We start from the raw sequence: 23097 nt of genomic DNA on the forward strand, positions 1-23097 counted from the left end.
GGAAGTGTCCGCCGTTGCACGGAACCACGCCGGCGCGAAACATCGCGCCGGCGCCGATCATCGATGTCACTCAACGATGTGCGACTTTCTGGTTCGGAATGCCCTCGATCGGGCATTCGTCGGTTCCGACAGTCGGACGGGTCATGGCCTCGACCATTTCCCGTGTCCCCTCGGGGTCGGTGATCCAGTTCTTGTAGAAGGTGTAGGGGCAGACCGCGTGGCCGCGATCGCCGTCGCCGGAGTTGATCAGGCCGGTGTAACCGCGGTGCATCAGCTTGAAGAGATGGTTCTGCGACTGCATATTGCGGCGGGCGTCGCGGATCAGCGACACCGAGAGCTGCGCGTACTGGATGCCGTTCTCCTCGGTGCCGCACTCGCCGAGCGTCCTTCCGTCGAAGCCGATCAGCGCGGAATGGCCGAAGTAGGAATAGACGCCGTCGAAGCCGGAGGCGTTTGCGACCGCGACGTAGCAGTTGTTGGCCCAGGCCATCGACTTCGAGATCTGGATCTGCTGCTCCTTGGCCGGATACATGTAGCCCTGGCAGCGCACGATCAGCTCGGCACCGCGCATCGCGCAGTCACGCCAGATCTCCGGATAGTTGCCGTCGTCGCAGATGATCAGGCTGATCTTCAGTCCCTTGGGCCCGTCCGAGACGTAGGTGCAATCGCCGGGATACCAACCCTCGATCGGCACCCACGGCATGATCTTGCGATACTTCTGGACGATCTCGCCCTTGTCGTTCATCAGGATCAGGGTGTTGTACGGCGCCTTGTTGGGGTGCTCCTCGTGACGCTCGCCGGTTAGCGAGAACACCCCCCAGACCTTGGCCTTACGGCAGGCGTCTGCGAAGATGCGGGTCTCCTCGCCCGGCACGGACGACGCCGTCTCGTACATCTCCTTGGAGTCGTACATGATGCCGTGGGTCGAGTATTCCGGGAAGATCACGAGGTCCATGCCCGGAAGGCCGAGTTTCATGCCCTCGACCATCTTGGCGATGTTGCGCGCGTTATCCAGCACCTCGGCCTTGGTGTGCAGGCGCGGCATCTTGTAGTTCACCACGGCAACGCCGACCGTGTCCTTACTGCTCGATATGTCTCCATGCAACATGTCTCGACTCCCTTTCCTGAGCGATAATTCCCGCTACACGGCCATGTGCAGCTGGATGAGATCATCGGTGAGCTCACCGATCGCGCCCTTGGCGACGACGCGTCCCTTTTCGAGCAGCGCGAAGCGGTGAGACGCGCGCCGCGCGAACGCGACATTCTGTTCGACCAGCACGACCGTGATGCCGCGCTCGCGATTGAGACTGACGATCACGTCCTCGATCTGCTCGACGATGTTCGGCTGGATGCCCTCGGTCGGCTCGTCCAGCAGGATGACCTTGGGCTTGGCCAGCAGCGCCCGCGCGATCGCAAGCTGCTGCTGCTGGCCGCCGGAGAGATTGCCGCCATAGCGATTGAGAAAGTCCTTGAGTACCGGAAACAGCTCGAGCACCCACTCCTCGATTCCGTTGGCCGATTTCGCCGCGAAGGTTCCGAGCGTCAGGTTCTCCCGCACGGTGAAGCGCGGCAAAATCCCGCGGCCCTGCGGCACGTAGGCAATACCGGCCTTGGCGCGCTGATAGGTCCGCAGCGGCGAGATGTCGGCACCGTCGAGCGATAGCCGTCCGGTGCACCGGTCCATCAGGCCGAGGATGCTGCGCATCAGCGTGGTCTTGCCGACGCCGTTGCGGCCGAGCACCGAGAGGAATTCGCCATTGCCAACCATCAGGTTGATGCCCTGCAGGGCGCGGCTGTTGCCGTAGAAGGCGTCGACGTCGGTCAGCTCAAGCATGGCTGATGCCTCCCGATCCGAGATAGGCGCGGCGCACTTCCGGATGCGCCTCCACTTCCGCCGCGGTGCCCTCGGCCAGCATCTGACCCATATGCATCACGGAGATGATGTCGCCGATCGCCTTGACGAAGCCCATGTCGTGCTCGACCACGATCAGCGTGTGCTTGCCCTTCAGCCGTGCGAACAGTTCGGCGGTCTTGCGGGTTTCCTGCACCGTCATGCCCGCGGTGGGCTCGTCCATCAGGATCAGCTCGGCGTCCTGGGCGACCAGCATGCCGATCTCCAGCCACTGGGTCTGACCGTGCGACAGATAGGCGGCCGGCCGGTCGAGCTGCTCGGTGAGCCCGACCAGCTCGGCCAGACGCTCGACATGCTCACGCCCTGAATTGCCAATATTCCAGCGCAAATTGCCAAGCACGGAGGTGCGACGCGCCCGCGCCACTTCAAGATTCTCGGAGACCGACAGCTCGCGGAACACGCTCGGCACCTGGAATTTGCGGCCGACGCCGGCGCGGGCGATTTCGTATTCCTCAAGGTCCTGCAGCGCGGTGCCATCGAAGCTCACCGTGCCGGCGCTCGGCTTGACCTTGCCGCAGATGATGTCCAGCGCGGTGGTCTTGCCCGCGCCGTTCGGCCCGATCAGGCAGCGCAGCTCGCCCTTGCGCACGCTCATGTTGAGTGAGTTGAGCGCCTTGAAGCCGTTGAAGCTGACCGAGACGTCGCGGAGATCGAGATGGGAGCTCATGTGCTGCCCTCCGTCTGGCCGACGCCTTGCGCCACCCCGCCCGCGGCCGCATGGCGGCGCTGCACGATCCAGCGCAGCATGACCTGTGCGAGGCCAGCGAGCCCCTTCGGCAGGAACAGCACCACGAGCACGAACAGCGCGCCCATCACCAGCGTCCAGGTTTCCAGGAACGCCGCTGACTCCGACAGCGCGCCCTGCATACCCGCCACCAGCACCGCGCCGAGGAACGCACCGACCAGGCTCTGCCGGCCGCCGACCGCGCACCACACCACGACCGAAAGAGAGAGCTGCACGCCGAGGAAGGTCGGCGAGGCAAACTCCATCACCACCGTGTAGAGCATGCCGGCAAGGCCCGCGATCGCCGCCGACAGCGCGAACACGAAGATCTGGTAGAGCGCGACGTCGTAGCCGAAGTAGCGCACCCTGCTCTCATGGTCGCGGATCGCCTGCACGATCAGGCCGGCCTTGGTCCTTGTAAAGGCAAAGGCGACAAGCAGGCTGAGCAGGACACAGCTGGCCACGAGATAGTAGGTTGCGCGGCCATAGGCGTCGAACGCGACGCCGAAGATCTCGAGCTGGGCGAGATCGGTGATGCCGTTGAAGCCGCCGGTGTAGCTCTGCTGGTCGATGATCACGAGATTGATCACCACCATGGTGGCGAGCGTGATGATCGAGACATAGACGCCGGTGACGCGGCCCCGGAACATGAACCAGCCGAGCGCCGCCGCAACCAGCGCCGGCACGATCAGGCCCGCGGCGATCGCGAAGGTCAGCGAGCGGAACGGCTCCCAGAACCACGGCAAATGCTGGACATTATTCCAGACCATGAAGTCCGGCAGTCCGCTCGCCCCCGTGTGCACCGGCACGGTCTTGAGCTTGAGCGCCATTGCCATGGCGTAGGAGCCGAGCCCGAAGCTCATCGCTTGGCCGAGATTCAGGATGCCGCCGAATCCCCAGGACAGCCCGAGCGACACCGTGAGGATGCCCAGCACCAGATAACGCGCGACCTTGTTGAGCAGGAAGTCGTTGTTGAGCACCACCGGCAGCGCGAACACCACGGCGCAGACGATCAGCAGAGGCGCAAGCTGCGCGATCAGGCGCTGCAATCCGCTGGAGTTAGGAACATGCGACGGCATAGATGAGCGATCTGTCTCAGGCCCGCACGCGTGCGGTGAAAAGCCCCTCGGGGCGGAAACGGATGAGCACGACGATGGCGAGCAGCACGATCGCCTTGGCCACCGTGTCGTTCTGCAGGAAGGCAATGCCGCCGGAGAGCTCGCCGAGGATGAAGGCGCTCGCCACGGTGCCGGCGAGGCTCTGCACGCCGCCGAGCACCACCACCATGAAGGCATCGACCACATAGCCGGTGCCCATATCGGGCGACACGCTCTTCAGCGGCGACACCAGCGCGCCGGCCAGTCCCGCAAGGCCCGCACCGTAGGCGAAGGTCAGCGCATAGACCCGTTTGGCGTTGATGCCGAACGAGGCAGCGACGGAACGGTCCTGGATGATCGCGCGTAGCTTCATTCCGACCGTGGTGCGGTTCATCAGCAACCAGGTCGCCACGAACAGTGCGATCGACACCACGAACAGGAACACCCGATAGGACGATACCGAGATGCCGAACACGTCCATGCTGTCGGACAGCGCCGGCGGCAGCTGCACGTAGCGCAGTTCGCTGCCGACCATCAGCCGCACCGCCTGCTGCAGCATGATGCCGACGCCCCAGGTCGCAAGGATCGTGTCCAGCGGCCGGTTGTTGAGCAGGCTCAGGACGTAACGCTCAATGACCCAGCCGAACGCGGCGACCACGAAGAAGATCGGCACCAGGCTCGCGAGCAGGCCGAGCCCGAAATAGGTATGGAACACCCAGGCCGCGTAAGCGCCCAGCATCACGAACTCGCCATGGGCGAGATTGATGATGCCCATCGAGCCGTAGATGATCGACAGGCCCAGCGCGACCAGCAGCAGGATCGATCCGATGCTGAGGCCGGTGACGATTTGTTCGATGAATTGGTCCACGTCGGGATCCGCTTTCGATGTTCGCGTTGTGCGCCCTGCCCCTCGCCCCCGTTCGTGCGAGAGGCAGCATTCGTTTCGGGACGCTGGCCGCCGGCGCCGCACGCCGACGGCCTTCGTCAGCCCCCGTCGTCAGCTCTTCTCGACCAGGCCCTTCTCGGTGCACGACTGTCCGGGATAGGCCGCGTAAGGCACCGGCTTCAGCCACTCCTTGGCCTCGACGAGAATCTCGAACTGTCCGTTCGACTTCGCCTGCGCGATCTTGGGCCACAGCCAGGTGTGCAGGTTCTCCGGCTCGATCCGGACCTTGCCCTGCGGTGCAATCACTTCCTGGCCCTTGACCGCGTCGCGGATGTTCGGCGGCGTGAGATCGCTGGTCGCGAGCTTCTCGACCGCCTGCTTGAACAGGTAGGTCTGGAAGTAGCAGGCCTCCGACACGAAATGCGTCACCTTGTCGGCGCCCCAACGCTTCTTGTAAGCCTCGACGAACTTCTCGTTCTCCGGCGACTTGTGCACCATGAAGTAAGGCGCCGAGGTGAAGTGACCGGCGGCCGCCTCGCCGCCCATCGCAGCGACTTCGTTCTCGGAGGTCGTGAGACTCGCCATCGGCATCTTCTCGGGATCGAGGCCGGCCGCCTTGTACTGACGATGCAGCGCGACCACGGAATCGCCGACCACGGTGGAAAAGATCACGTTCGGCTGAGTCGAGCGGATCTTGTTGATGACGGAAGAGAATTCGGAATGGCCGAGCGGCACATATTCTTCCGCCACGACCTCGCCGCCGAGTTTCTCAAGCAGCTTCTTGCAGTAGTTGTTCTCTTCCTTCGGATAGATGTAGTTGGAGCCGATCAGGTAGAACTTCTTGCCGAACTTCTTGACCAGCCAGGGCACGAACTCGTCCTGCTGCTGGTTCGGCACCGCGCCGGTGTAGATGACGTTCTTCGAGCACTCGCGGCCTTCATAGAGCGTCGGATACCAATAGAGATTGTTCTGCCGCTCGAACACCGGGAGCACCGCCTTGCGGCTTGCCGAGGTGTAGGAACCGAACACACTGACGCATTTGTCGCCGACGACGAGCTTGCGAGCCTTCTCCGAGAAGGTCGCCGGATCGGACGCGGGGTCCTCGACGATCGGCACGATCTTGCTGCCCTTGATGCCGCCTGCGGCGTTGATCTCCTCGATGGCGAGCAGCGTCGCCTTGTTGAGCGATTCCTCGATGATCGCGGTCGTTCCCGTCAGCGAGAACAGCACGCCAACCTTGATCTCGCCGCCGGCGGCGTAAGCGAGGTCGGCGTTCTTGATCCAGATGTGCGGCAGTCCGGCGCCGGCAAACGCGCCCAGCGCCGCGGTATTCCTCAGCAAAGTCCGCCGTGAAATGCTCATCCCTAGCTCCCTTCAGGACTGAAAAAACAAAAAGCCCTCCCGATGCGCGCTTACGCGAGCATTGGGAGGGCTTTGTTGCCGGTTGTGTCGAAGGCGGCGCTGTCGCCGCCGGCCCCGCTATTGGGGCTTACTGTTGATGATCGTAGCCAAGCAGTTCGAACGAGTCAACAATCGCCGCGGCGACTGCACTTGCCGACACGCGACGATCCATCGCCTGTCGTCTGATGAAGCCATAGGCTTCGGTTTCCGGCATCTGCCGCGTCGCCATCAGGATCGCCTTGGCGCGCTCCACCGTGCGCATCGAGCGCAGATTGTCATCGAGCTTCTCGATCTTGCTGCGAAGCCGCCGTTCATAACCAAATTGACTGCGCGCCAGCACGAGACTGGACAGCACGGCATTCTGCGTGAACGGCCGCGGCAGCACGGCGTTCGGCGTCGCATGACACAGCGCATCGGCGTGAACGGTTTCCGTCGCCGGCAGGATCACAACCAGCGCCGAGCGCGCGTCGCCGGGAATCCATGGCAGGCGCCGCGCCAGGTCAGGGGAATATTCGCAGTACACCACGTCGGCATCGGCGGGCACGCTCTCCGGCATCGGCCAGACCTGCCGCACCCGCATCCGGAACCGCTGCAACTCGCGCAGCAACATGCCGACCTGATCGTCGACCGGCGCGACCACCACCGCCGACAGATCGGCAAGTTCCTGAACCATGGTCTTGCGTCCGCCGACGTCTCGGCTCAGCGACGGCTTACGCGACATTTCGTTCATTGGACGCTTCCTGCTTGCGTTGCACGACCATATCCGATCAGGAACGGATCCGCATGCACCGGCTCCTTCGACTGGCTGACGACATCGAACTGCCCCTGGCGGTTGGCGCGCCCGATGCGGGTCCAGAGGTCGGTATGACCCGACATCGGGTTGACGGTGACGGCACCTTGCGGTGCATCAAAGCTGGTGCCGAACACCATCGAGCGGAGAACTTCGGTGTCGAGTGAATTGACCTGCTCGAGCGCCTTCGCGAACAGATGCAGCTGGAAATAGGATGCTTCGGCGCACATGTTGGTTGAGATATCGGCGCCGAACCGCTTCTTGAAGCGCTGCACAAACGCATTATTAGCGCTGCCCTCGACGCCCTGGAAATACGATGCGGCCGTGACGTGTCCCTCGCCGACGTCGAAGCCCATGGCGGCAATTTCCGCTTCCGTCGTGGTCAGGCTGGCGATCGGCACCTGCTTTGGATCGAGCCCGACATTCGCATAGGCCTGATAAAGGAACACCGTGCCCTCGCCAACGACGGTCGAGAAGATCACGTCGGGCCTGACACGCTTGATATCCTGGATGATCGGCACAAAATCCTGCCAGCGCGCGTAAACATTGACATAGCGCTCGCCGACCACCGAGCCGCCGTTGCTCTTGAGCAGCTCACGCATCACCCGGTTGGACTCGCGCGGATAGATGTAGTCGGACCCCACGAAATAGAACCGCGTTCCGAACGTATCCATCAAATAGCGGCACAGCGCGAGGCTGTTCTGGTTCGGCGAGGCGCCGGTGTAGATGACGTTGGGCGACGCCTCGAACCCTTCGTAAAGCGTCGGATACCAGAGCAGACCGTTCAGCCGTTCGACTACCGGCAGCACCGCCTTGCGGCTCGACGAGGTGTAGCAGCCGAAGATCGTGCTGACCTGATCCTCGATCATCAGCCGCTTGGCGTAATGACCATAGGCGGCCGAGTCCGATCCGGGGTCATAGGCAACGGGAACCAGCTCGCGGCCGCAGACGCCGCCCGCTTCATTCACCTCTTCGATCGCGAGTTGCGTGCCCTGATACTGGGTCTCCTCGATGACCGACATGAAGCCGGTTCGCGAGAACAGCACTCCTATCCGCCACGGAGCGGATGTCGTTTGGGTAAGGTTCGACATGATCAGGCCCTCGACAGAATTGGAGGGACGAGAGGGATTATTGTTCTTGTTGCTCTCGAACAGCATTGCCGGCTGCGGAAGATTGCATGCCATCTGCCGCGAGACAAGGACCCTGGCCGCTCATCCTGTCAGCGAAGCTGACGCGAAAGCAGGCAGACTAATGTGTCACCCGCGACGGGTCACAGGCGCAGCGCTCCACGGACCACCTATCTCCGGTAGCTGCACCGCCGATTTCCCGTATCAAGGCATGTCCGGCCGGTCACCTCGCGTACATCAACCGGAAGGTTGAGAGCTGCAACGGGATTGCTCGTTAAGCTGCGCCCCGGTCGGGAGATGCCGCAACTCCCGATCGAGGAGGTCCCATCAGCGCAGGCTGGGCAGATCGAGCCCGTTGGCGCGCGCGCATTCGATCGCCGTGTCATAGCCGGCGTCGGCGTGGCGCATGACGCCCGTCGCCGGGTCGTTCCACAGCACACGCTCCAGTCGGCGCGCCGCCTCCGGCGTGCCGTCAGCGACGATCACCATGCCGGCGTGCTGCGAATAGCCGATGCCGACGCCGCCACCGTGATGCAGCGACACCCAGGTGGCACCGCTCGCGCAGTTGAGCAAGGCGTTGAGCAGCGGCCAGTCGGACACCGCGTCGGAGCCGTCGCGCATCGCCTCGGTCTCGCGGTTCGGGCTCGCCACCGAGCCGCTGTCGAGATGATCGCGGCCGATCACAATCGGCGCCTTGAGCTCGCTGCGCGCCACCATCTCGTTGAAGGCAAGGCCAAGCCGATGGCGGTCGCCAAGCCCGACCCAGCAAATTCGCGCCGGCAGTCCCTGAAACTTGATGCGCGCCTTGGCCATGTCGAGCCAGTTGTGCAGGTGGCTGTCGTTGGGCATCAGCTCCTTAACCTTGGCATCGGTCTTGAAGATGTCCTCGGGATCGCCCGACAGCGCCGCCCAGCGGAACGGTCCGACGCCGCGGCAGAACAGCGGACGGATATAGGCCGGAACGAATCCCGGGAAATCGAACGCCTGCTTCAGGCCCATGTCCTTGGCCATCTGGCGGATGTTGTTGCCGTAATCGAGCGTCGGGATTCCCTGCGCGTGAAAATCCAGCATGGCCTGGACGTGATCGACCATCGAGGTCTTGGCCGCTGTCTCAACGGCCTTCGGATCGGCCGCGCGTTTGGCTTCCCAATCTGCGAGCGTCCATCCCTTGGGCAAATAGCCGTTGATCGGATCATGCGCGCTGGTCTGGTCGGTAACGATGTCCGGGCGCACGCCGCGGCGCACCAGTTCGGGAAAGATCTCGGCCGCATTGCCGAGCAAGCCGACCGACACCGGCTTCTGGCTCTTGACCGCCTCAGCAATGATCGCGAGCGCGTCATCGAGCGTCGCCGCCTGGCGGTCGAGGTAGCCCGTCCGCAGCCGCATCTCGATGCGGCTCGGCTGGCATTCGACCGCGAGCATCGAGGCGCCGGCCATCGTCGCGGCCAGCGGCTGGGCACCGCCCATGCCGCCGAGGCCCGCCGTCAGGATCCATTTGCCGGCGAGACTGCCGCCATAGTGCCGGCGGCCGACCTCGACGAACGTCTCGTAGGTCCCCTGCACGATGCCCTGGCTGCCGATATAGATCCAGGAGCCTGCCGTCATCTGGCCGAACATCATCAGGCCCTGGCGGTCGAGCTCGTTGAAATGATCGAGCGTTGCCCAATGCGGCACCAGGTTGGAATTCGCGATCAGCACGCGCGGCGCGTCGGCATGGGTCCGGAAAATGCCGACCGGCTTGCCGGACTGCACCAGCAGGGTCTGGTCGCCTTCGAGCTTGCGCAAGGACGCGGCAATCCGATCAAAGCTCTCCCAGTCGCGCGCCGCACGGCCGATGCCGCCATAGACCACGAGCTCGCTCGGGCGCTCGGCGACATCAGGGTCCAGATTGTTCATCAGCATGCGCAGCGGTGCTTCCGTCAGCCAGCTCTTGGCGCTGATGTCGGTGCCGCGGGGAGCACGGATGATGCGTTCGTTATCCAGTCGGCGGTTCATGACGGATGTTCCTGCTAAGCAAGTCTTCTAAGTCAGTCTTGGAAATGGATCGGTCGGAAGCACCGCGATCGCAGCGGCGGGCAGCGCGTCGGCTTCGATCAGAGCGGCCGCCCTGGCGAGATCGTCAGCCATGTAGCGGTCGGCGGCGAGCGCCGGAACCTGCTCTCGGAGCGCGGCAATGACCGCAGCGAGCGGCGCGCTCGTTGAATGCGGCGCGCGCAGCGTGATGCCCTGCGCGGCGACCAGCAGCTCGATGCCGAGGATGGCGGCGAGATTGTCGGCCATATCGGACAGCCGGCGCGCGGCATGTGCGGCCATCGAGACGTGATCCTCCTGATTGGCGCTGGTCGGCGTGGAATCGATCGAGCATGGCATCGCGCGCTGCTTGTTCTCGGCATAGAGCGCCGCCGCCGTCACCTCGGCGATCATGAATCCGGAGTTGATGCCGGGCTCGGGCGTCAGGAACGGCGGCAGGCCGAAGTTCAAGGCGGGATCGACGAGGGTCGCGATCCGGCGCTCGCTGGTCGCCCCGATCTCCGAAAGCGCCAGCGCGATCTGGTCGGCGGCGAACGCCACCGGCTCGGCGTGGAAATTGCCGCCTGACACGATCTCGCCGGTCTCGACCAGGACGAGTGGATTGTCGGTGACGGCATTGGCCTCAACGGTCAGCCCGCGGGCGGCCTGCGCAAGCAGGTCGAGCACGGCGCCCGCAACCTGCGGCTGGCAGCGCAGGCAATAGGGATCCTGCACGCGCTCGTCGCCCTCGAGATGCGATTGCCTGATATCGCTGCCGTCAAGCAGCGCGGTCAGGGCGGCGGCCGCAGCGATCTGCCCGTCATGGCCACGCAAAGATTGAATCTCGGGACGAAACGGCACCGTCGACGCCATCGCCGCATCGACCGACAGCGCGCCGGTCACCAGCGCGGCGCACGCCAGGCGATGCGCACGCAGCAGGCCGGAGATGGCGTAGGCGGAGGAAAACTGCGTGCCGTTGATCAGCGCGAGCCCCTCCTTGGGACCGAGCGTCAGCGGCGCGAGGCCGGCGGCGGCAAGCGCTTCGCGGCCCGGCACGGCTTTGCCATCAAGAATTGCCTGTCCCTCCCCGATCATGACCGCGGTCATATGAGCGAGCGGCGCCAGATCGCCGGAGGCACCGACCGAGCCCTGCTGCGGCACCAACGGATAAACGCCGCGCGCCAGCATACCATGCAACTGCTCGATCACTTCGCGGCGCACGCCAGATGCACCGCGACCGAGCGAAATCACTTTCAACGCCATCATCAAACGCACGATCGGCTCGGGCGTGTTCGGACCGACTCCGCAGCAATGCGACAAGATGAGGTTGCGCTGAAGCAGCGCAGTCTGGTCGGGCGCGATGCGCGTCGATGCCAGCTTCCCGAAACCGGTATTGATGCCGTAGACGGGAACGTCGATATGCGCCGCCTTCGCCACGATTTGCGCGGCCGCCTCGACGCGCGGCCAGCACGATAGATCGAGCATGATGGGCGCGCCCGCGAGCACGCGCACCAGGACGTCGAGGCCGACGGTTCCGGGCGTCACGACGACAGGCGCATCCCGATCGCTCATTGCCCCCTCCACACCCGGCTGTGCAGCGGGTTGAAGCCGATGCGGTAGACCAGTTCGGCCGGACGCTCGATGTCCCAGATCGCCAGATCGCACCACTTGCCGGCCTCTAACGTACCGGTCTCGGCGAGCATGCCGAGCGCGCGCGCCCCTTCCCGCGTCACCCCTGTGAGGCATTCGGCGACCGTCATCCGGAACAGCGTTGCGCCCATGTTCATCGCCAGCAGGAGCGAGGTGAGCGGCGAACTGCCGGGATTGCAATCGGTCGCCAGCGCCATGTTCACACCGTGGCTACGGAACAGCTCGACCGGCGGCTTGTGCGTTTCACGAATGAAATAGAACGCGCCGGGCAGCAGGACCGCGACGGTGCCGGCCTTCGCCATCGCCACCGCGCCGGCTTCGTCGGTGCGCTCGAGATGATCGGCCGAGAGCGCCGAGAATTTCGCGGCCAGCGCCGCGCCGCCGAGATTGGACAGCTGATCCGCATGCAGCTTGACCGGCAGTCCGAGCGCACGCGCCGCCTCGAACACCCGTGCCGTCTGCTCTCCGGAAAACGCGATCCCCTCCATGAAGCCGTCGACGGCATCGGCGAGGCCGGCCTTGGCCACGGCCGGCAGCATCTCGTTGCAGACCAGATCGATGTAACCGTCCTTGTCGCCGTTGGCCTCCAACGGCAGCGCATGCGCTCCGAGGAACGACGTGCGGATCGCAACTTGCCGCAGGCGGGCAAGGCTGCGTGCCGCCGCAAGCTGCCGCATCTCGGTCTCGGTATTGAGGCCATAGCCGGACTTGATCTCGACCGTGGTTGCGCCCTCGCCGATCAGCGCGTCGAGCCGCGGCAGCGCGCCGGCGACGAGCTCCGCCTCGGTCGCCTTGCGCGTCGCCGCAACGGTCGAGACGATGCCGCCGCCGGCGCGCGCGATCTCCTCATAGCTCGCGCCCTTCAGGCGCAGCTCGAACTCGTGCGCGCGGTTGCCGCCGAAGACGAGATGGGTGTGGCAATCGACCAGCCCGGGCGTGATCCAGCGGCCGGCACAATCGATCCGTTCAACGGCGTCCGCATCCACAGGAAAGTCCGACGGCACGCCGGCATAGACGATGCGGCCGTCGCGCGCCGCGATCAGGCCTCGCTCGATCTCGCCGAGATCAGTGCGGTCGCTGCGCATCGTGGCGAGCCGGGCGTTGTGCCAGATACGGTCGAAGCGCTCTGCCATGCGATCGTCCCCTCGAGGTGGGATGCTTGACTTATATGTCTAGACATATAATCGTGTCCGGGTTCTGTCCAGCCGGCGTGGAAAAATGACACGACTGCATTTCGCATTCGCGCTGCTGCCTTCGGGCTGGGCCAATGACGTGCAGGTCGTCGTTGTCGATGGCGCGATCGCCTCGGTGACGGCGGGCGTTGCGCCCAGCGCCGGCGACGAACGTCACCAAATGGCGGTTCCGGGATTGGCGAGCCTGCACAGTCACGCGTTTCAGCGCGGCATGGCCGGCCTTGCCGAACTGCGCGGCGACACGACCGATACGTTCTGGACCTGGCGTGAGACGATGTATCGGTTCGCGCTGACCATGACGCCGGACGACGTCACAGCCGTCGCCACCCTGCTCTATGTCGAGATGCTCGAGCGGGGCTTTACCCGTATCGGCGAGTTTCACTATCTGCATCATGATCGGGACGGCGCGCCCTACGCCAATCTCGCCGAGATGGCCGTACGCATCGCGGAGGCCGCCGACGCCTCCGGCATCGGGCTCACGCTGCTGCCGAGTTTCTATGCTCACAGCACGTTCGGCGGCGCCGCACCGCATGCCGGGCAACGTCGCTTCATCTGCTCGGTCGATCAGTTCGCCGCGCTGATGGCCGCCTCGCGCGAGGCAATCCGAAAACTTCCCGGCGCCAACATCGGCATCGCTCCGCATAGCCTGCGCGCCGTGGCGCCGGATGAGCTGGCGGCGATCATCCCGCTTGCCGGGGCGGACCCGATCCACATCCACGCCGCCGAACAGGTGCGCGAGGTGGAGGATTGCCTTGCCTGGTCAGGACAGCGGCCGGTGCAATGGCTGCTCGAACATGCGCCCGTCGATCGACGCTGGTGCCTCATTCACGCGACCCACATGACGGAGCAGGAAGTCAATGCACTCGCCGGCAGCGGCGCGGTTGCCGGCCTTTGCCCCGTCACCGAAGCAAGTCTCGGCGACGGCATCTTCTCGGCGCGCGAATTCCTCGCCGCGGGCGGCCGGTTCGGCATCGGAACCGATTCCAATGTGCTGGTCGGCGTCGCCGACGAACTGCGCCAGCTCGAATACGGTCAGCGGCTGAAACACCGCGAGCGCAATGTGCTCTCGGGGCGTCCCGGCACATCCACCGGCCGCGCCCTGTTCGACCAGACGCTCGCTGGCGGCGCGCAGGCTCTGGCACAGACCAAGGCCGGGCTTGCGCCCGGCGCGCGCGCCGACATCGTCAGCCTCGACACCGCGCATCCGTCCCTCGCGGGACGGTCGGGCGATGCGGTTCTCGACGGCTGGCTGTTTGCAACCGGCAGCGACGCGATCGACTGCGTCTGGGCCGGCGGCGACAAGGTGGTCGCGGGCGGACGGCACCGGCTGCGCGACAAGGCGCGCGAGCGGTTCAATGCGAGCGTGCGGAGGCTCGTCGCATGAGTCTCGCCTCCGACCAGGCCAAGCCCGGCGCGGCGAACAAGCCGACACTCTACAAGCGCATCCGGCTCGACATCGAGACGCGGATCCTGACCGGCGAATGGCCGCCCGGGCATCGCATCCCCTTCGAACACCAGCTGATGGCGCGCTATCGCTGCTCGCGCATGACGGTGAACAAGGCGTTGTCGGAACTGGCGCAGGCCGATTTGATCGAGCGGCGGCGCCGTGCCGGCAGCTTCGTGCGCCGTCCGCAGCATCTGTCGGCGGTGCTCAAGATCGCCGACATCCGCGCCGAGATCACCGCGCTAGGCCGCAGCTATGGCTATCAGCTGATCGATTGCCGGCGCCGTACCGCGACATCGGCCGATCGCGCCCGGCTCGGCGTCAGCACGGCCGGCAAGGTCGTCGCGATCGCCTGCCGGCACAGCGCCGACAATGTGCCGTTCGCCGTCGAGGACAGACTGATCGATCTCTCCACGGTCCCGGAAGCTGCAACCGCGGACTTCGCCCGCGAACCGCCGGGATCATGGCTGCTGCACCACGTGCCGTGGACCGAAGCCGAGCATACGATCAGCGCCGTCGTCGCCGACGACCGCACGGCAAAGGCGCTCGACATCGCGGTCGGCGCGCCCTGCCTCGTGATCGACCGCTACACCTGGCGCAGCGCACGCACGGTGACGGCGGTGCGGCTGCATTATCCAGGCGAGACGCATCGCCTGGTGGCTCGCTTCAAGGGAGGCTGAGGACGCCTTGCGCGGCATATTTCATGCAATGCATCATGGGCCATCGTCCGCCGACATGCTTCATGCGGCAATCCGCCGCGACTGACGTAAGACATCAACTGGGTTCAATCCATCGTTCAAGGGGTCGACAATCATGCGTTCCTTCAAGCTATTGCCCGCAATCGCAGTCTTGCTCGCGTCCACGGGCGCGTTTGCGGATGACGTCAAGGTCGGCATCGGCATCTCCGGATGGACCGGCTTCGCGCCGCTGACGCTCGCCAAGGAGGCCGGCATCTTCAAGAAGAACGGCCTCGACGTGACCTTGAAGAAGATTCCGCAAAAGGACCGCCATCTCGCGATTGCGTCGGGCGACATCCAGTGCGCGGCCACCACGGTCGAGACTTGGATCTCCTGGAACGCCAACGGCGTCGCGACCAAGCAGATCTTCCAGCTCGACAAGAGCTATGGTGCCGACGGCATGGCCGTGCGCAACGACGTCGCCGCGATCAAGGACCTCAAGGGCAAGACCGTCGCGGCATCGGCGCCGGGTACCTCGCCCTATTTCGCGCTGGCCTGGATGCTGAAGAAGAACGGCCTCACGGTGAAGGACGTCACCGTGGTGAATCTGGAGCCCGCCGCCGCGGCGCAGGCCTTCGTCTCCGGCCAGAACGATGCCGCGATGACCTACGAACCCTATCTGTCGACCGTGCGCGCCGCTCCCGACAAGGGCAAGATCATCGCGACCACGCTCGACTACCCGATCGTGATGGATACCTTCGGCTGCACGCCGAAATTCCTGACCGACAATCCGAAAGCTGCGCAGGCGCTGGCCAACAGCTATTTCGAGGCGCTCGACATGATCGCCAAGGACCAGGCCAAGTCCTACGAGATCATGGGCGCTGACGTGAAGCAGACCGGCGAGCAGTTCGGCAACTCGGCAAAGTACCTGCGCTGGCAGGACAAGGCCGCCAACCAGAAATTCTTCGCCGGCGACTTCCTCACCTTCAACAAGGACGCCGCTGAGTTGCTGCTCGAGGTCGGCATCATCAAGGCCGCGCCGAAGGTCGAGGACATCTACGACGCCAGCTTCATCAAGTAACGCAGCAACCCTTTCCACCGGTCCCGCATCGCGACACAGCGGGCGGGACCGGCGCATAAGCTACGCCCGGATCATCTGATGCGTCCTCTCGAGCCCACGACATCGAAGCAGCGCGTGGCCTATGGCCTCGCCTTCTTCGTGCTGTTCGTCGCCCTCTGGTCCTGGGCAACGTTCGGCGGCCACGTGTCGAAGACCTTCCTCGCCAACCCGCTCACCATGGTGCAGGAAGGCTATGAGCTGCTCGCCAAGCAGGGCTTTCTGTTCGACATCGGGATGACGATCTGGCGCGTGATCGGCGGGTTTGTGCTTGCTGCCGTCATCGCGGTGCCGCTCGGCGTTTTGATGGGAGCCTACAAGCCAATCGAGGCCTTTCTCGAGCCGTTTGTGTCCTTTGCGCGCTATCTGCCGGCATCCGCCTTCATCCCGCTGCTGATCCTGTGGGCGGGCATCGGTGAGTTGCAGAAGCTGCTTGTGATCTTCATCGGCGCGGTGTTTCAGATCATCCTGATGGTGGCCGTCACCGTCGGTGCCACAAGGCGCGACCTGGTGGAGGCCGCCTATACGCTCGGCGCCCGCGACCGCGGCATCATCCGCCGCGTGCTGCTGCCCTCCGCTGCGCCCGAGATCGCTGAAATCCTCCGGCTGGTGCTGGGCTGGGCCTGGACCTACGTCATCGTAGCCGAGCTGATCGGCTCGTCATCCGGCATCGGGCACATGATCACCGACAGCCAGGCGCTGCTCAACACCGGCCAGATCATCTTCGGCATCATCGTGATCGGGCTGATCGGCCTGATCTCCGATTTCCTGTTCAAGGCCTTCAACGCCTGGCTGTTCCCCTGGAAGCTCGCATGACCGCGCTCAGGATCGATCAGGTCTCGCGAACCTTCCCCGCTCGTGCCGGCAACGCGCCGACGAGAGCGCTTGAGCCGACCACGCTCGACGTCGGCGACAACGACTTCGTCACCATCCTCGGCCCCTCCGGATGCGGGAAATCCACCCTGCTCCGGATCATCGCCGGGCTCGACCGGCCGACCAGCGGACGGGTCACGCTCGACGGGCGCGAGGTCACCGGCCCCGGCGCCGACCGTGGCATGGTGTTCCAGTCCTACACTCTGTTCCCCTGGCTGACGGTGCGGGAGAATATCGCATTCGGCCTGCGCGAGCGCGGCGTTGCGCAAGAAGAACGCCATGAGATCGCCGACGCGTTCATTCGCCGGGTCGGGCTGTCGGGCTTCGAAAATCACTGGCCCAAGCAGCTGTCAGGCGGCATGCAGCAGCGCACCGCGATCGCCCGGGCACTGGCCAACGATCCGAAGATCCTGCTGCTCGACGAGCCGTTCGGCGCGCTCGACAACCAGACGCGGGCACTGATGCAGGAGATGCTGCTCGGCATCTGGGAGCGCGACCAGAAGACGGTGCTGTTCGTCACCCACGACATCGAGGAAGCGATCTTCCTCGGCAGCCGCGTCATCGTCATGAGCGCGCGGCCCGGCCGCATCAAGGCCGAGATCGCGGTCGACCTGCCGCATCCCCGGTCCTACAAGATCAAGACCACGCCCGAATTCGTCGCCCTGAAGGAGCGGCTGGTGGAAGAGATCCGCACCGAGGCCCTGAAGGTCGCCGAACAGGCCTGAGAGCCTGTTTCTCCGTCATGCCCGGCCTGTGCCGGGCATCCACGTCTTTGCTTCAATCGGACAAGAAAGATGTGGATGGCCGGGACAAGCCCGGCCATGACGAAGCAGCGCCAGTTGAGGAAAGCCGACGATTGGCTGCGCTGTCAGTGGCTGATCATCCAGGGACGCGCGGTGGGAAACCCCTTGGCGCCGCTCTTGGTCTTGGTCATCAGCCGTGCCGGCTTCTTCCTTCCCGTCGAGCAGCAGCCGCAGCCCGGGCCGTGCGCGGCCTTATATTGATCGAGCGTCTTCGGCGCGTGCCGGCTCTGCTCATTGGTGGCGTGCGCCTTGCGCTTGTCCGAGGGCATGCAGAAGAACGCCGGCGCGGTGAGGATCACGCGCAGCGACGTCGCCTCGCATTGCGGGCAGTCCTGCGGCAGGTCGCATTCCGCCATCGGCCGCATGTCGGTGAACGGGCCGCAGTCGTTGCAGAGATATTCGTAGATCGGCATTTCCTTAATCCTTGCGCAGTCGTGCGTGACATTCGGCGATGGATGCGGGGCGGCCGATACGCAGCCGTCCCGCACCCTTCGCGCAGGGATCACCTAAAGGATCACTTGTCCGGTGAGATCGGCATCTGCACGTCGCCCTTGATGTGCTTGATCGGTCCCGCCGACGACGGCATGACGTCGAAGTCGAAGATCTCCGTCGGCAGCCACAGCGTGGCACAGGCATTCGGCACGTCGACGACGCCGGAGATGTGGCCCTGGCACGGCGCGGTGCCGAGGATCGAGTAGGCCTGGGCGCCGGAGTAGCCGAACTTCTTCAGATATTCGATCGCGTTCAGGCAGGCCTGGCGATAGGCGATGTGGACGTCGAGATAGTGCTGCTTGCCGGCCTCGTCGACCGAGATGCCTTCGAAGATCAGATAGTCCTTGTAGTTCGGCGTGATCGGCGACGGCTTGAACACGGGGTTCTTGATACCGTATTTCGAGACGCCGTCCTTGATGACATCGACCTTGATGTGCAGCCAGCCGGCCATTTCAATGGCGCCGCAGAAGGTGATCTCGCCGTCGCCCTGGCTGAAATGCAGATCGCCCATCGAGAGCCCGCCGCCCGGCACATAAACCGGGAAGTAGATCTTCGAGCCGCGCGACAGATCCTTGATGTCGCAATTGCCGCCATGCTCGCGCGGCGGCACGGTGCGGGCGCCCTCGAGGCCGATCTTGGCCTTGACGTCGCCCTTGGCCCGGCCCGCATGGGCGGTCGGCGCGAACGGCGGGTTGGCGAGGCCCGGCACGCGGGTCGGGTTGGTCGCGATCAGTTCCGCTTCGCGTGCGTTCCATGCGGCAAGCATCTTGGCGTCGGGCAGACAGCCGATCAGGCCGGGATGGATCAAGCCGGCGAAGTTCACGCCGGGAATGTGCCGCGACGAGGTGTAGAGGCCCTTGATGTCCCAGATCGACTTCTGTGCCAGCGGGAAATGGTCGGTGAGGAAGCCGCCGCCATTCTGCTTGGAGAAGAAGCCATTGAAGCCCCACAGGCTCTCCTTCAACGGACCAACGTCGAGCAGGTCGACGACGAGGAGATCGCCGGGCTCGGCGCCCTTGACGCCGATCGGGCCGGACAGGAAGTGCACGATCGACAGATCGATATCGCGCACGTCGTCGGCTGAATCGTTGTTCTTGATGAAGCCGCCGGTCCAGTCGACGGTCTCGATGATGAAGTCGTCGCCGGGGCTGACCCACTCGACGATCGGAACCTCCGGATGCCAGCGGTTATGGATCTTGTCGTTTTCATAGGCCGACTTGCTGAGATCGACCTTGATCAGTGTATCTGGCATCGCATTGCTCCCCTTCGTTTACTGGTGGTTACACAGACAGATATTTCGAGATCTGCGCGGCATCGACGCTGGCGCGCGGATCGTCGCGGACGATCTCGCCGTTCTCGATGACGAGCACGCGGTCGGCGATGTCGAGCGCGAAGCTCAGGACCTGTTCGGAGACCACGATCGACAGCCCGCGCTCGTCGCGGATCCGCTTCAGGGTGCGCGCCATGTCCTTGATGATCGACGGCTGGATGCCTTCGGTCGGCTCGTCCAGCAGCAGCACCTTCGGCTTGGTCGCCAGCGCGCGGGCGATCGCGAGCTGCTGCTGCTGTCCACCCGAGAGATTGCCGCCGCGGCGGCCCTTCATCTCGAGCAGCACCGGAAACAGCTTATAGATGTCGCCCGGTACCTCGGAGCCGCCTGACACCACGAGCCCGGTCTCGATGTTCTCCTTCACCGTCATCGTGGAGAAGATCATGCGACCCTGCGGCACATAGGCGAGCCCCTTCGCGACCCGCTCGTAGCTCTTCATCGCGCCGAGCTCGGTGCCGTCCATGGTCACCTTGCCGCTCTTGGCCGGCAGGATGCCCATCAGCGACTTCATCAGCGTGGTCTTGCCCATGCCGTTGCGGCCCATGATCGCGACGATCTCGTTGGGTGCCACCGAGACGTTGAGGCCGTGCAGCACCTCGCTCTGGCCGTAGGCGACGTGAAGATCATTGATTGCCAGCATCGTCCCAGTTCCTCAGTGGCCCAAATACACTTCGATGACTTTCGGATCGTTCTTGACGTGCTCCATCGTCCCCTCGGACAGGATCTGTCCCTGGTGCAGCACCGTGACCTTGTGCGCGATGTCCTCGACGAACTTCATGTCGTGCTCGATCACCAGCACCGAACGGTCCTTGATGATGCGGTTGAGCAGCTCGGCCGTCTTGGCGCGCTCGGACACGCTCATGCCGGCGACCGGCTCGTCGAGCATTAGGAGGTCCGGGTCCTGGATCAGCAGCATGCCGATCTCGAGCCACTGCTTCTGGCCATGGCTCAACTGGTCGGCATAAGTATTGAGCTTGTCCTTCAGGAAGATCATCTCGGCGACCTCCTCGACCCGCTGCCTGACGGTATCGTCGCGCTGGAAGGTCAACGAGCCGAACACGGTGCGGCCGCGCGGGAAGGAAATCTCGAGGTTCTCGAACACGGTGAGATCCTCGAACACCGACGGCGTCTGGAACTTGCGTCCCACCCCGGCCTGCACGATCTCGTTCTCGCGCAACCTGGTCAGCTCCTGGCCACGGAACTGGATCGAGCCTGACGTCGCCCTGGTCTTGCCGCAGATCAGGTCGAGCACCGTGGTCTTGCCGGCGCCGTTCGGGCCGATGATGACGCGGATCTCGTTCTCCTCGACATAGAAGGAGAGATCGTTCACCGCCTTGAAGCCGTCGAAGGACACAGTGAGACCGGAGACCGCGAGCAGGAAGTCCTTGGGCTGATGGCCGACGAGCATGATGATCCCTCCTCACTCGGCCGGTGCGCCGTCGGCGATCAGGCCGGCCGCCGATTTCGATTTGCGTGATGCCAGCAGGCGATCGATGCGCGGCTGGACGTGGTCCGCCCAGATGCCGGAGAGCCCGTTCGGGAATGCGAGTACGACAGCGATGAACAGCGCGCCGAGGCCGAACAGCCAGAGCTGCGGGAAGGACTCTGAGAGGCTGGTCTTGGCGAAATTGACCAGGAGGGCGCCCCAGACCGCGCCGAAGATCGACATCCGGCCGCCGACCGCGGTGTAGATCACCATCTCGATCGACGGCACGATGCCGACGAAGGATGGCGACATGAAGCCGACCTCGAGCGTGAACATGGCGCCGCCGATCGCAGCAAACACCGCCGCGGCGCAGAACGCGAAGATCTTGAAGTTGGCGACGCTGTAACCGGAGAAGCGCACGCGATCCTCCTGCTCCCGCATTGCCACCAGGATGCGCCCGAGTTTTGTCAGGCGGATGAACTGCGCGACGCAGATGCAGCCGAACAGCAGCACAACCTCGACGAAATACAGAATGAACTTGGCGTGATCGGTGCGGATGTCCCAGCCGTGCAGCGTGCGCAAGTCGGTAATGCCGTTGATGCCGCCGGTGTAGCCTTGCTGCCCGACAATCAGGATAGTGAGGATCGCGGCGATCGCTTGCGTGATGATGGCAAAGTACACGCCGCCGACCCGGCGCTTGAACATCGCGGCACCGATGATCAGCGCGAAGACCGCGGGAACCAGCAAGATCGCAAGCAGCGTGACCGGGAAGCTGTGGAACGGCTTCCAGAAGAAAGGCAGCGAGGTGAGCTGGTTCCAGTCCATGAAGTCGGGGATGCCCGGCGTCGACTGGATCTTGGTGTTCGCGACCGACGACGCCTCGAGCTTGAGGTACATCGCCATGCAGTAGCCGCCGAGGCCGAAGAACACGCCCTGCCCCAGGCTCAGGATGCCGCCATAGCCCCAGCACAGCACGAGGCCGATCCCGACGAAGGCGTAGGTCAAATATTTGGCGACGAGGTTGAGGCGGAAGATATCCAGCGACAGCGGCAGGACGAGAAACAACAGCACCGCGAGCGCAAGGAAGCCGAGCAGTTCGGAGCGATTGAAAAAGCGCGAGTTGATGATCATGACCAGCCTGCTTGTTCTTATTTGCGGACCTTGAGCGCGAAGAGCCCCTGCGGACGCACCATCAGGATCGCGACGATCGTCAGCAGCGTGATCACCTTGGCCATCGATCCGGACAGGAAGAATTCCAGCGTCGATTGGGTCTGCGAGATCGAGAAGGCGGAGGCGATGGTGCCGAACAGCGAAGCCGCACCGCCGAACACGACGACCAGGAAGGTGTCGACGATGTAGAGCTGGCCGGCGGTCGGTCCGGTCGAGCCGATCATGGTGAAGGCCGAGCCGGCGATCCCGGCGATGCCGCAGCCGAGGCCAAAGGTGTAACGATCGACCTTCTCGGTGTTGATGCCGACGGCGCCCGCCATCACGCGGTTCTGCACCACGGCGCGTACCTGCTTGCCCCAGCTTGACCAGAACAGCACATAGGCGACCGCGATCGTGATCAGGATGGTCAGCGCCATCACGAACATGCCGTTGATCGGAATCTGGATGGAGTCGGTCGCCTGCCAGGAGCCCATCATCCATTCCGGCAGTTCGACGCCGACCTCGCGCGCGCCGAAGACCGAACGATAGGCCTGCTGCAGGATCAGGCTGAGGCCCCAGGTCGCCAGCAGCGTGTCGAGCGGACGCTTGTAGAGATGGCGTATCAGCGCCCACTCGACCAGCATGCCGAGCGCGCCTGACGCAATGAACGCGAGGATCATTGCGATGAAGAAGTAACCGGGGAACAGCCAGGGCGCGACGTGCTGCACGGCGTTCGACGTCATCCAGGTGACGTACGCCCCCAGGATCATGAACTCGCCATGGGCCATGTTGATGACGCCCATCTGGCCGAAGATGATGGCAAGCCCCAGCGCCATCAGCACATAGACGGAGAACAGGATGAGCCCGGCAAATCCCTGCATCGCAAGGATGGCGCCGAGATCGCTGATCGAATAGTCGCCGAACATCTGGTCCTCCGTCATTCCAAGGGGCACGCGCCGCCGGTCAAGCGACGCTCGTTCCGTGGCGTGGACGATG

General features: G+C 64.3%; 22 protein-coding genes. 5 read left to right on the forward strand and 17 right to left on the reverse strand.

Going from position 1 to position 23097, the window contains the following annotated elements; translation table 11 throughout:
• Positions 1 to 70: 70 nt before the first annotated feature.
• The 11 genes from ACVIYL_RS38445 to hutI form a co-directional block, all read right to left on the reverse strand.
• Entirely contained in the window at positions 71 to 1108 is a 1038-nt protein-coding gene (locus tag ACVIYL_RS38445) for an aliphatic amidase (protein WP_028331418.1), read from the reverse strand.
• Between the two features lie 33 nt (positions 1109 to 1141).
• The gene (gene urtE / locus ACVIYL_RS38450; RefSeq protein WP_050386944.1) at positions 1142 to 1834 is read right to left on the reverse strand and encodes an urea ABC transporter ATP-binding subunit UrtE; all 693 of its coding nucleotides are present in this window, start codon (positions 1832 to 1834) and stop codon (positions 1142 to 1144) included.
• Positions 1827 to 2579, reverse strand: a complete 753-nt coding sequence (urtD, locus tag ACVIYL_RS38455; RefSeq protein WP_253609383.1) for an urea ABC transporter ATP-binding protein UrtD — start codon at positions 2577 to 2579, stop codon at positions 1827 to 1829. The genes urtE (ACVIYL_RS38450) and urtD (ACVIYL_RS38455) overlap by 8 nt, the downstream gene beginning before the upstream one ends.
• Positions 2576 to 3715, reverse strand: a complete 1140-nt coding sequence (gene urtC / locus ACVIYL_RS38460) for an urea ABC transporter permease subunit UrtC (RefSeq protein WP_456781002.1) — start codon at positions 3713 to 3715, stop codon at positions 2576 to 2578. Before urtC (ACVIYL_RS38460) ends, urtD (ACVIYL_RS38455) begins: the two co-directional genes overlap by 4 nt.
• 16 nt (positions 3716 to 3731) lie before the next feature.
• On the reverse strand, positions 3732 to 4601 hold the full coding sequence (urtB, locus tag ACVIYL_RS38465) for an urea ABC transporter permease subunit UrtB (RefSeq protein WP_253609385.1): 870 nt from the start codon (positions 4599 to 4601) through the stop codon (positions 3732 to 3734).
• 129 nt (positions 4602 to 4730) lie between these two features.
• Positions 4731 to 5981, reverse strand: coding sequence for a transporter substrate-binding domain-containing protein (locus ACVIYL_RS38470; RefSeq protein ID WP_057015919.1), 1251 nt, complete (start codon positions 5979 to 5981; stop codon positions 4731 to 4733).
• 127 nt (positions 5982 to 6108) lie between these two features.
• Positions 6109 to 6750 (reverse strand): ANTAR domain-containing response regulator, encoded by a 642-nt coding sequence (locus tag ACVIYL_RS38475; protein ID WP_016845707.1) that lies wholly within the window; start codon positions 6748 to 6750, stop codon positions 6109 to 6111.
• Positions 6747 to 7901 (reverse strand): transporter substrate-binding domain-containing protein, encoded by a 1155-nt coding sequence (locus tag ACVIYL_RS38480; RefSeq protein ID WP_253609386.1) that lies wholly within the window; start codon positions 7899 to 7901, stop codon positions 6747 to 6749. Before ACVIYL_RS38480 ends, ACVIYL_RS38475 begins: the two co-directional genes overlap by 4 nt.
• 363 nt (positions 7902 to 8264) lie before the next feature.
• On the reverse strand, positions 8265 to 9932 hold the full coding sequence (gene hutU, locus ACVIYL_RS38485) for a urocanate hydratase (protein WP_253609387.1): 1668 nt from the start codon (positions 9930 to 9932) through the stop codon (positions 8265 to 8267).
• A 27-nt stretch (positions 9933 to 9959) separates the two neighbouring features.
• On the reverse strand, positions 9960 to 11519 hold the full coding sequence (gene hutH, locus ACVIYL_RS38490; RefSeq protein WP_456781003.1) for a histidine ammonia-lyase: 1560 nt from the start codon (positions 11517 to 11519) through the stop codon (positions 9960 to 9962).
• Positions 11516 to 12730 carry an imidazolonepropionase gene (gene hutI / locus ACVIYL_RS38495; protein WP_456781004.1) on the reverse strand — a complete coding sequence of 405 codons (1215 nt, stop codon included), beginning with the start codon at positions 12728 to 12730 and terminating at the stop codon, positions 11516 to 11518. The genes hutH and hutI overlap by 4 nt, the downstream gene beginning before the upstream one ends.
• An 85-nt stretch (positions 12731 to 12815) precedes the next feature.
• On the opposite strand from hutI, the gene ACVIYL_RS38500 reads away from it, so the two are divergent.
• The 5 genes from ACVIYL_RS38500 to ACVIYL_RS38520 all read left to right on the forward strand — a co-directional run bounded on the left by ACVIYL_RS38500 (position 12816) and on the right by ACVIYL_RS38520 (position 17626).
• Entirely contained in the window at positions 12816 to 14174 is a 1359-nt protein-coding gene (locus ACVIYL_RS38500) for a formimidoylglutamate deiminase (RefSeq protein WP_253609391.1), read from the forward strand.
• Positions 14171 to 14914, forward strand: a complete 744-nt coding sequence (hutC, locus tag ACVIYL_RS38505; RefSeq protein ID WP_253609392.1) for a histidine utilization repressor — start codon at positions 14171 to 14173, stop codon at positions 14912 to 14914. Before ACVIYL_RS38500 ends, hutC begins: the two co-directional genes overlap by 4 nt.
• 133 nt (positions 14915 to 15047) lie before the next feature.
• Positions 15048 to 15992: an ABC transporter substrate-binding protein gene (locus ACVIYL_RS38510; protein ID WP_253609393.1), complete on the forward strand. Its 945-nt coding sequence runs from the start codon at positions 15048 to 15050 to the stop codon at positions 15990 to 15992.
• A gap of 78 nt (positions 15993 to 16070) precedes the next feature.
• Positions 16071 to 16844 (forward strand): ABC transporter permease, encoded by a 774-nt coding sequence (locus ACVIYL_RS38515; protein WP_018270830.1) that lies wholly within the window; start codon positions 16071 to 16073, stop codon positions 16842 to 16844.
• Positions 16841 to 17626, forward strand: a complete 786-nt coding sequence (locus ACVIYL_RS38520; protein WP_253609395.1) for an ABC transporter ATP-binding protein — start codon at positions 16841 to 16843, stop codon at positions 17624 to 17626. The genes ACVIYL_RS38515 and ACVIYL_RS38520 overlap by 4 nt, the downstream gene beginning before the upstream one ends.
• A 143-nt stretch (positions 17627 to 17769) precedes the next feature.
• Here the strand turns inward: ACVIYL_RS38520 and ACVIYL_RS38525 are convergent, their stop codons facing one another.
• The 6 genes from ACVIYL_RS38525 to urtB (ACVIYL_RS38550) all read right to left on the reverse strand — a co-directional run bounded on the left by ACVIYL_RS38525 (position 17770) and on the right by urtB (ACVIYL_RS38550) (position 23027).
• The gene (locus ACVIYL_RS38525; RefSeq protein WP_253609396.1) at positions 17770 to 18117 is read right to left on the reverse strand and encodes an FmdB family zinc ribbon protein; all 348 of its coding nucleotides are present in this window, start codon (positions 18115 to 18117) and stop codon (positions 17770 to 17772) included.
• Positions 18118 to 18218: 101 nt separating this feature from the next.
• Positions 18219 to 19448: a formamidase gene (gene fmdA, locus ACVIYL_RS38530; RefSeq protein ID WP_253609397.1), complete on the reverse strand. Its 1230-nt coding sequence runs from the start codon at positions 19446 to 19448 to the stop codon at positions 18219 to 18221.
• 28 nt (positions 19449 to 19476) lie between these two features.
• Complete coding sequence (gene urtE / locus ACVIYL_RS38535; RefSeq protein WP_253609398.1) at positions 19477 to 20166, reverse strand: urea ABC transporter ATP-binding subunit UrtE; 690 nt, start codon at positions 20164 to 20166, stop codon at positions 19477 to 19479.
• A 12-nt stretch (positions 20167 to 20178) separates the two neighbouring features.
• Positions 20179 to 20934: an urea ABC transporter ATP-binding protein UrtD gene (gene urtD / locus ACVIYL_RS38540; protein WP_057015909.1), complete on the reverse strand. Its 756-nt coding sequence runs from the start codon at positions 20932 to 20934 to the stop codon at positions 20179 to 20181.
• 12 nt (positions 20935 to 20946) lie between these two features.
• Complete coding sequence (urtC, locus tag ACVIYL_RS38545) at positions 20947 to 22083, reverse strand: urea ABC transporter permease subunit UrtC (protein WP_092079986.1); 1137 nt, start codon at positions 22081 to 22083, stop codon at positions 20947 to 20949.
• A 17-nt stretch (positions 22084 to 22100) separates the two neighbouring features.
• Positions 22101 to 23027 (reverse strand): urea ABC transporter permease subunit UrtB, encoded by a 927-nt coding sequence (urtB, locus tag ACVIYL_RS38550; RefSeq protein ID WP_076833517.1) that lies wholly within the window; start codon positions 23025 to 23027, stop codon positions 22101 to 22103.
• Positions 23028 to 23097 lie beyond the last annotated feature (70 nt).

The sequence above is a fragment of the Bradyrhizobium sp. USDA 3315 genome (assembly GCF_054056795.1).

Bases quoted from the DNA above. Each gene is read 5' to 3' on its own strand.
- ACVIYL_RS38445 (WP_028331418.1), bottom strand. From the start codon at position 1,108: ATGTTGCATGGAGACATATCGAGCAGTAAGGACACGGTCGGCGTTGCC.
- urtE (WP_050386944.1), bottom strand. From the start codon at position 1,834: ATGCTTGAGCTGACCGACGTCGACGCCTTCTACGGCAACAGCCGCGCC.
- urtD (WP_253609383.1), bottom strand. From the start codon at position 2,579: ATGAGCTCCCATCTCGATCTCCGCGACGTCTCGGTCAGCTTCAACGGC.
- urtC (WP_456781002.1), bottom strand. From the start codon at position 3,715: ATGCCGTCGCATGTTCCTAACTCCAGCGGATTGCAGCGCCTGATCGCG.
- ACVIYL_RS38470 (WP_057015919.1), bottom strand. From the start codon at position 5,981: ATGAGCATTTCACGGCGGACTTTGCTGAGGAATACCGCGGCGCTGGGC.
- ACVIYL_RS38475 (WP_016845707.1), bottom strand. From the start codon at position 6,750: ATGAACGAAATGTCGCGTAAGCCGTCGCTGAGCCGAGACGTCGGCGGA.
- ACVIYL_RS38480 (WP_253609386.1), bottom strand. From the start codon at position 7,901: ATGTCGAACCTTACCCAAACGACATCCGCTCCGTGGCGGATAGGAGTG.
- hutU (WP_253609387.1), bottom strand. From the start codon at position 9,932: ATGAACCGCCGACTGGATAACGAACGCATCATCCGTGCTCCCCGCGGC.
- hutH (WP_456781003.1), bottom strand. From the start codon at position 11,519: ATGAGCGATCGGGATGCGCCTGTCGTCGTGACGCCCGGAACCGTCGGC.
- hutI (WP_456781004.1), bottom strand. From the start codon at position 12,730: ATGGCAGAGCGCTTCGACCGTATCTGGCACAACGCCCGGCTCGCCACG.
- ACVIYL_RS38500 (WP_253609391.1), top strand. From the start codon at position 12,816: ATGACACGACTGCATTTCGCATTCGCGCTGCTGCCTTCGGGCTGGGCC.
- hutC (WP_253609392.1), top strand. From the start codon at position 14,171: ATGAGTCTCGCCTCCGACCAGGCCAAGCCCGGCGCGGCGAACAAGCCG.
- ACVIYL_RS38510 (WP_253609393.1), top strand. From the start codon at position 15,048: ATGCGTTCCTTCAAGCTATTGCCCGCAATCGCAGTCTTGCTCGCGTCC.
- ACVIYL_RS38515 (WP_018270830.1), top strand. From the start codon at position 16,071: ATGCGTCCTCTCGAGCCCACGACATCGAAGCAGCGCGTGGCCTATGGC.
- ACVIYL_RS38520 (WP_253609395.1), top strand. From the start codon at position 16,841: ATGACCGCGCTCAGGATCGATCAGGTCTCGCGAACCTTCCCCGCTCGT.
- ACVIYL_RS38525 (WP_253609396.1), bottom strand. From the start codon at position 18,117: ATGCCGATCTACGAATATCTCTGCAACGACTGCGGCCCGTTCACCGAC.
- fmdA (WP_253609397.1), bottom strand. From the start codon at position 19,448: ATGCCAGATACACTGATCAAGGTCGATCTCAGCAAGTCGGCCTATGAA.
- urtE (WP_253609398.1), bottom strand. From the start codon at position 20,166: ATGCTGGCAATCAATGATCTTCACGTCGCCTACGGCCAGAGCGAGGTG.
- urtD (WP_057015909.1), bottom strand. From the start codon at position 20,934: ATGCTCGTCGGCCATCAGCCCAAGGACTTCCTGCTCGCGGTCTCCGGT.
- urtC (WP_092079986.1), bottom strand. From the start codon at position 22,083: ATGATCATCAACTCGCGCTTTTTCAATCGCTCCGAACTGCTCGGCTTC.
- urtB (WP_076833517.1), bottom strand. From the start codon at position 23,027: ATGTTCGGCGACTATTCGATCAGCGATCTCGGCGCCATCCTTGCGATG.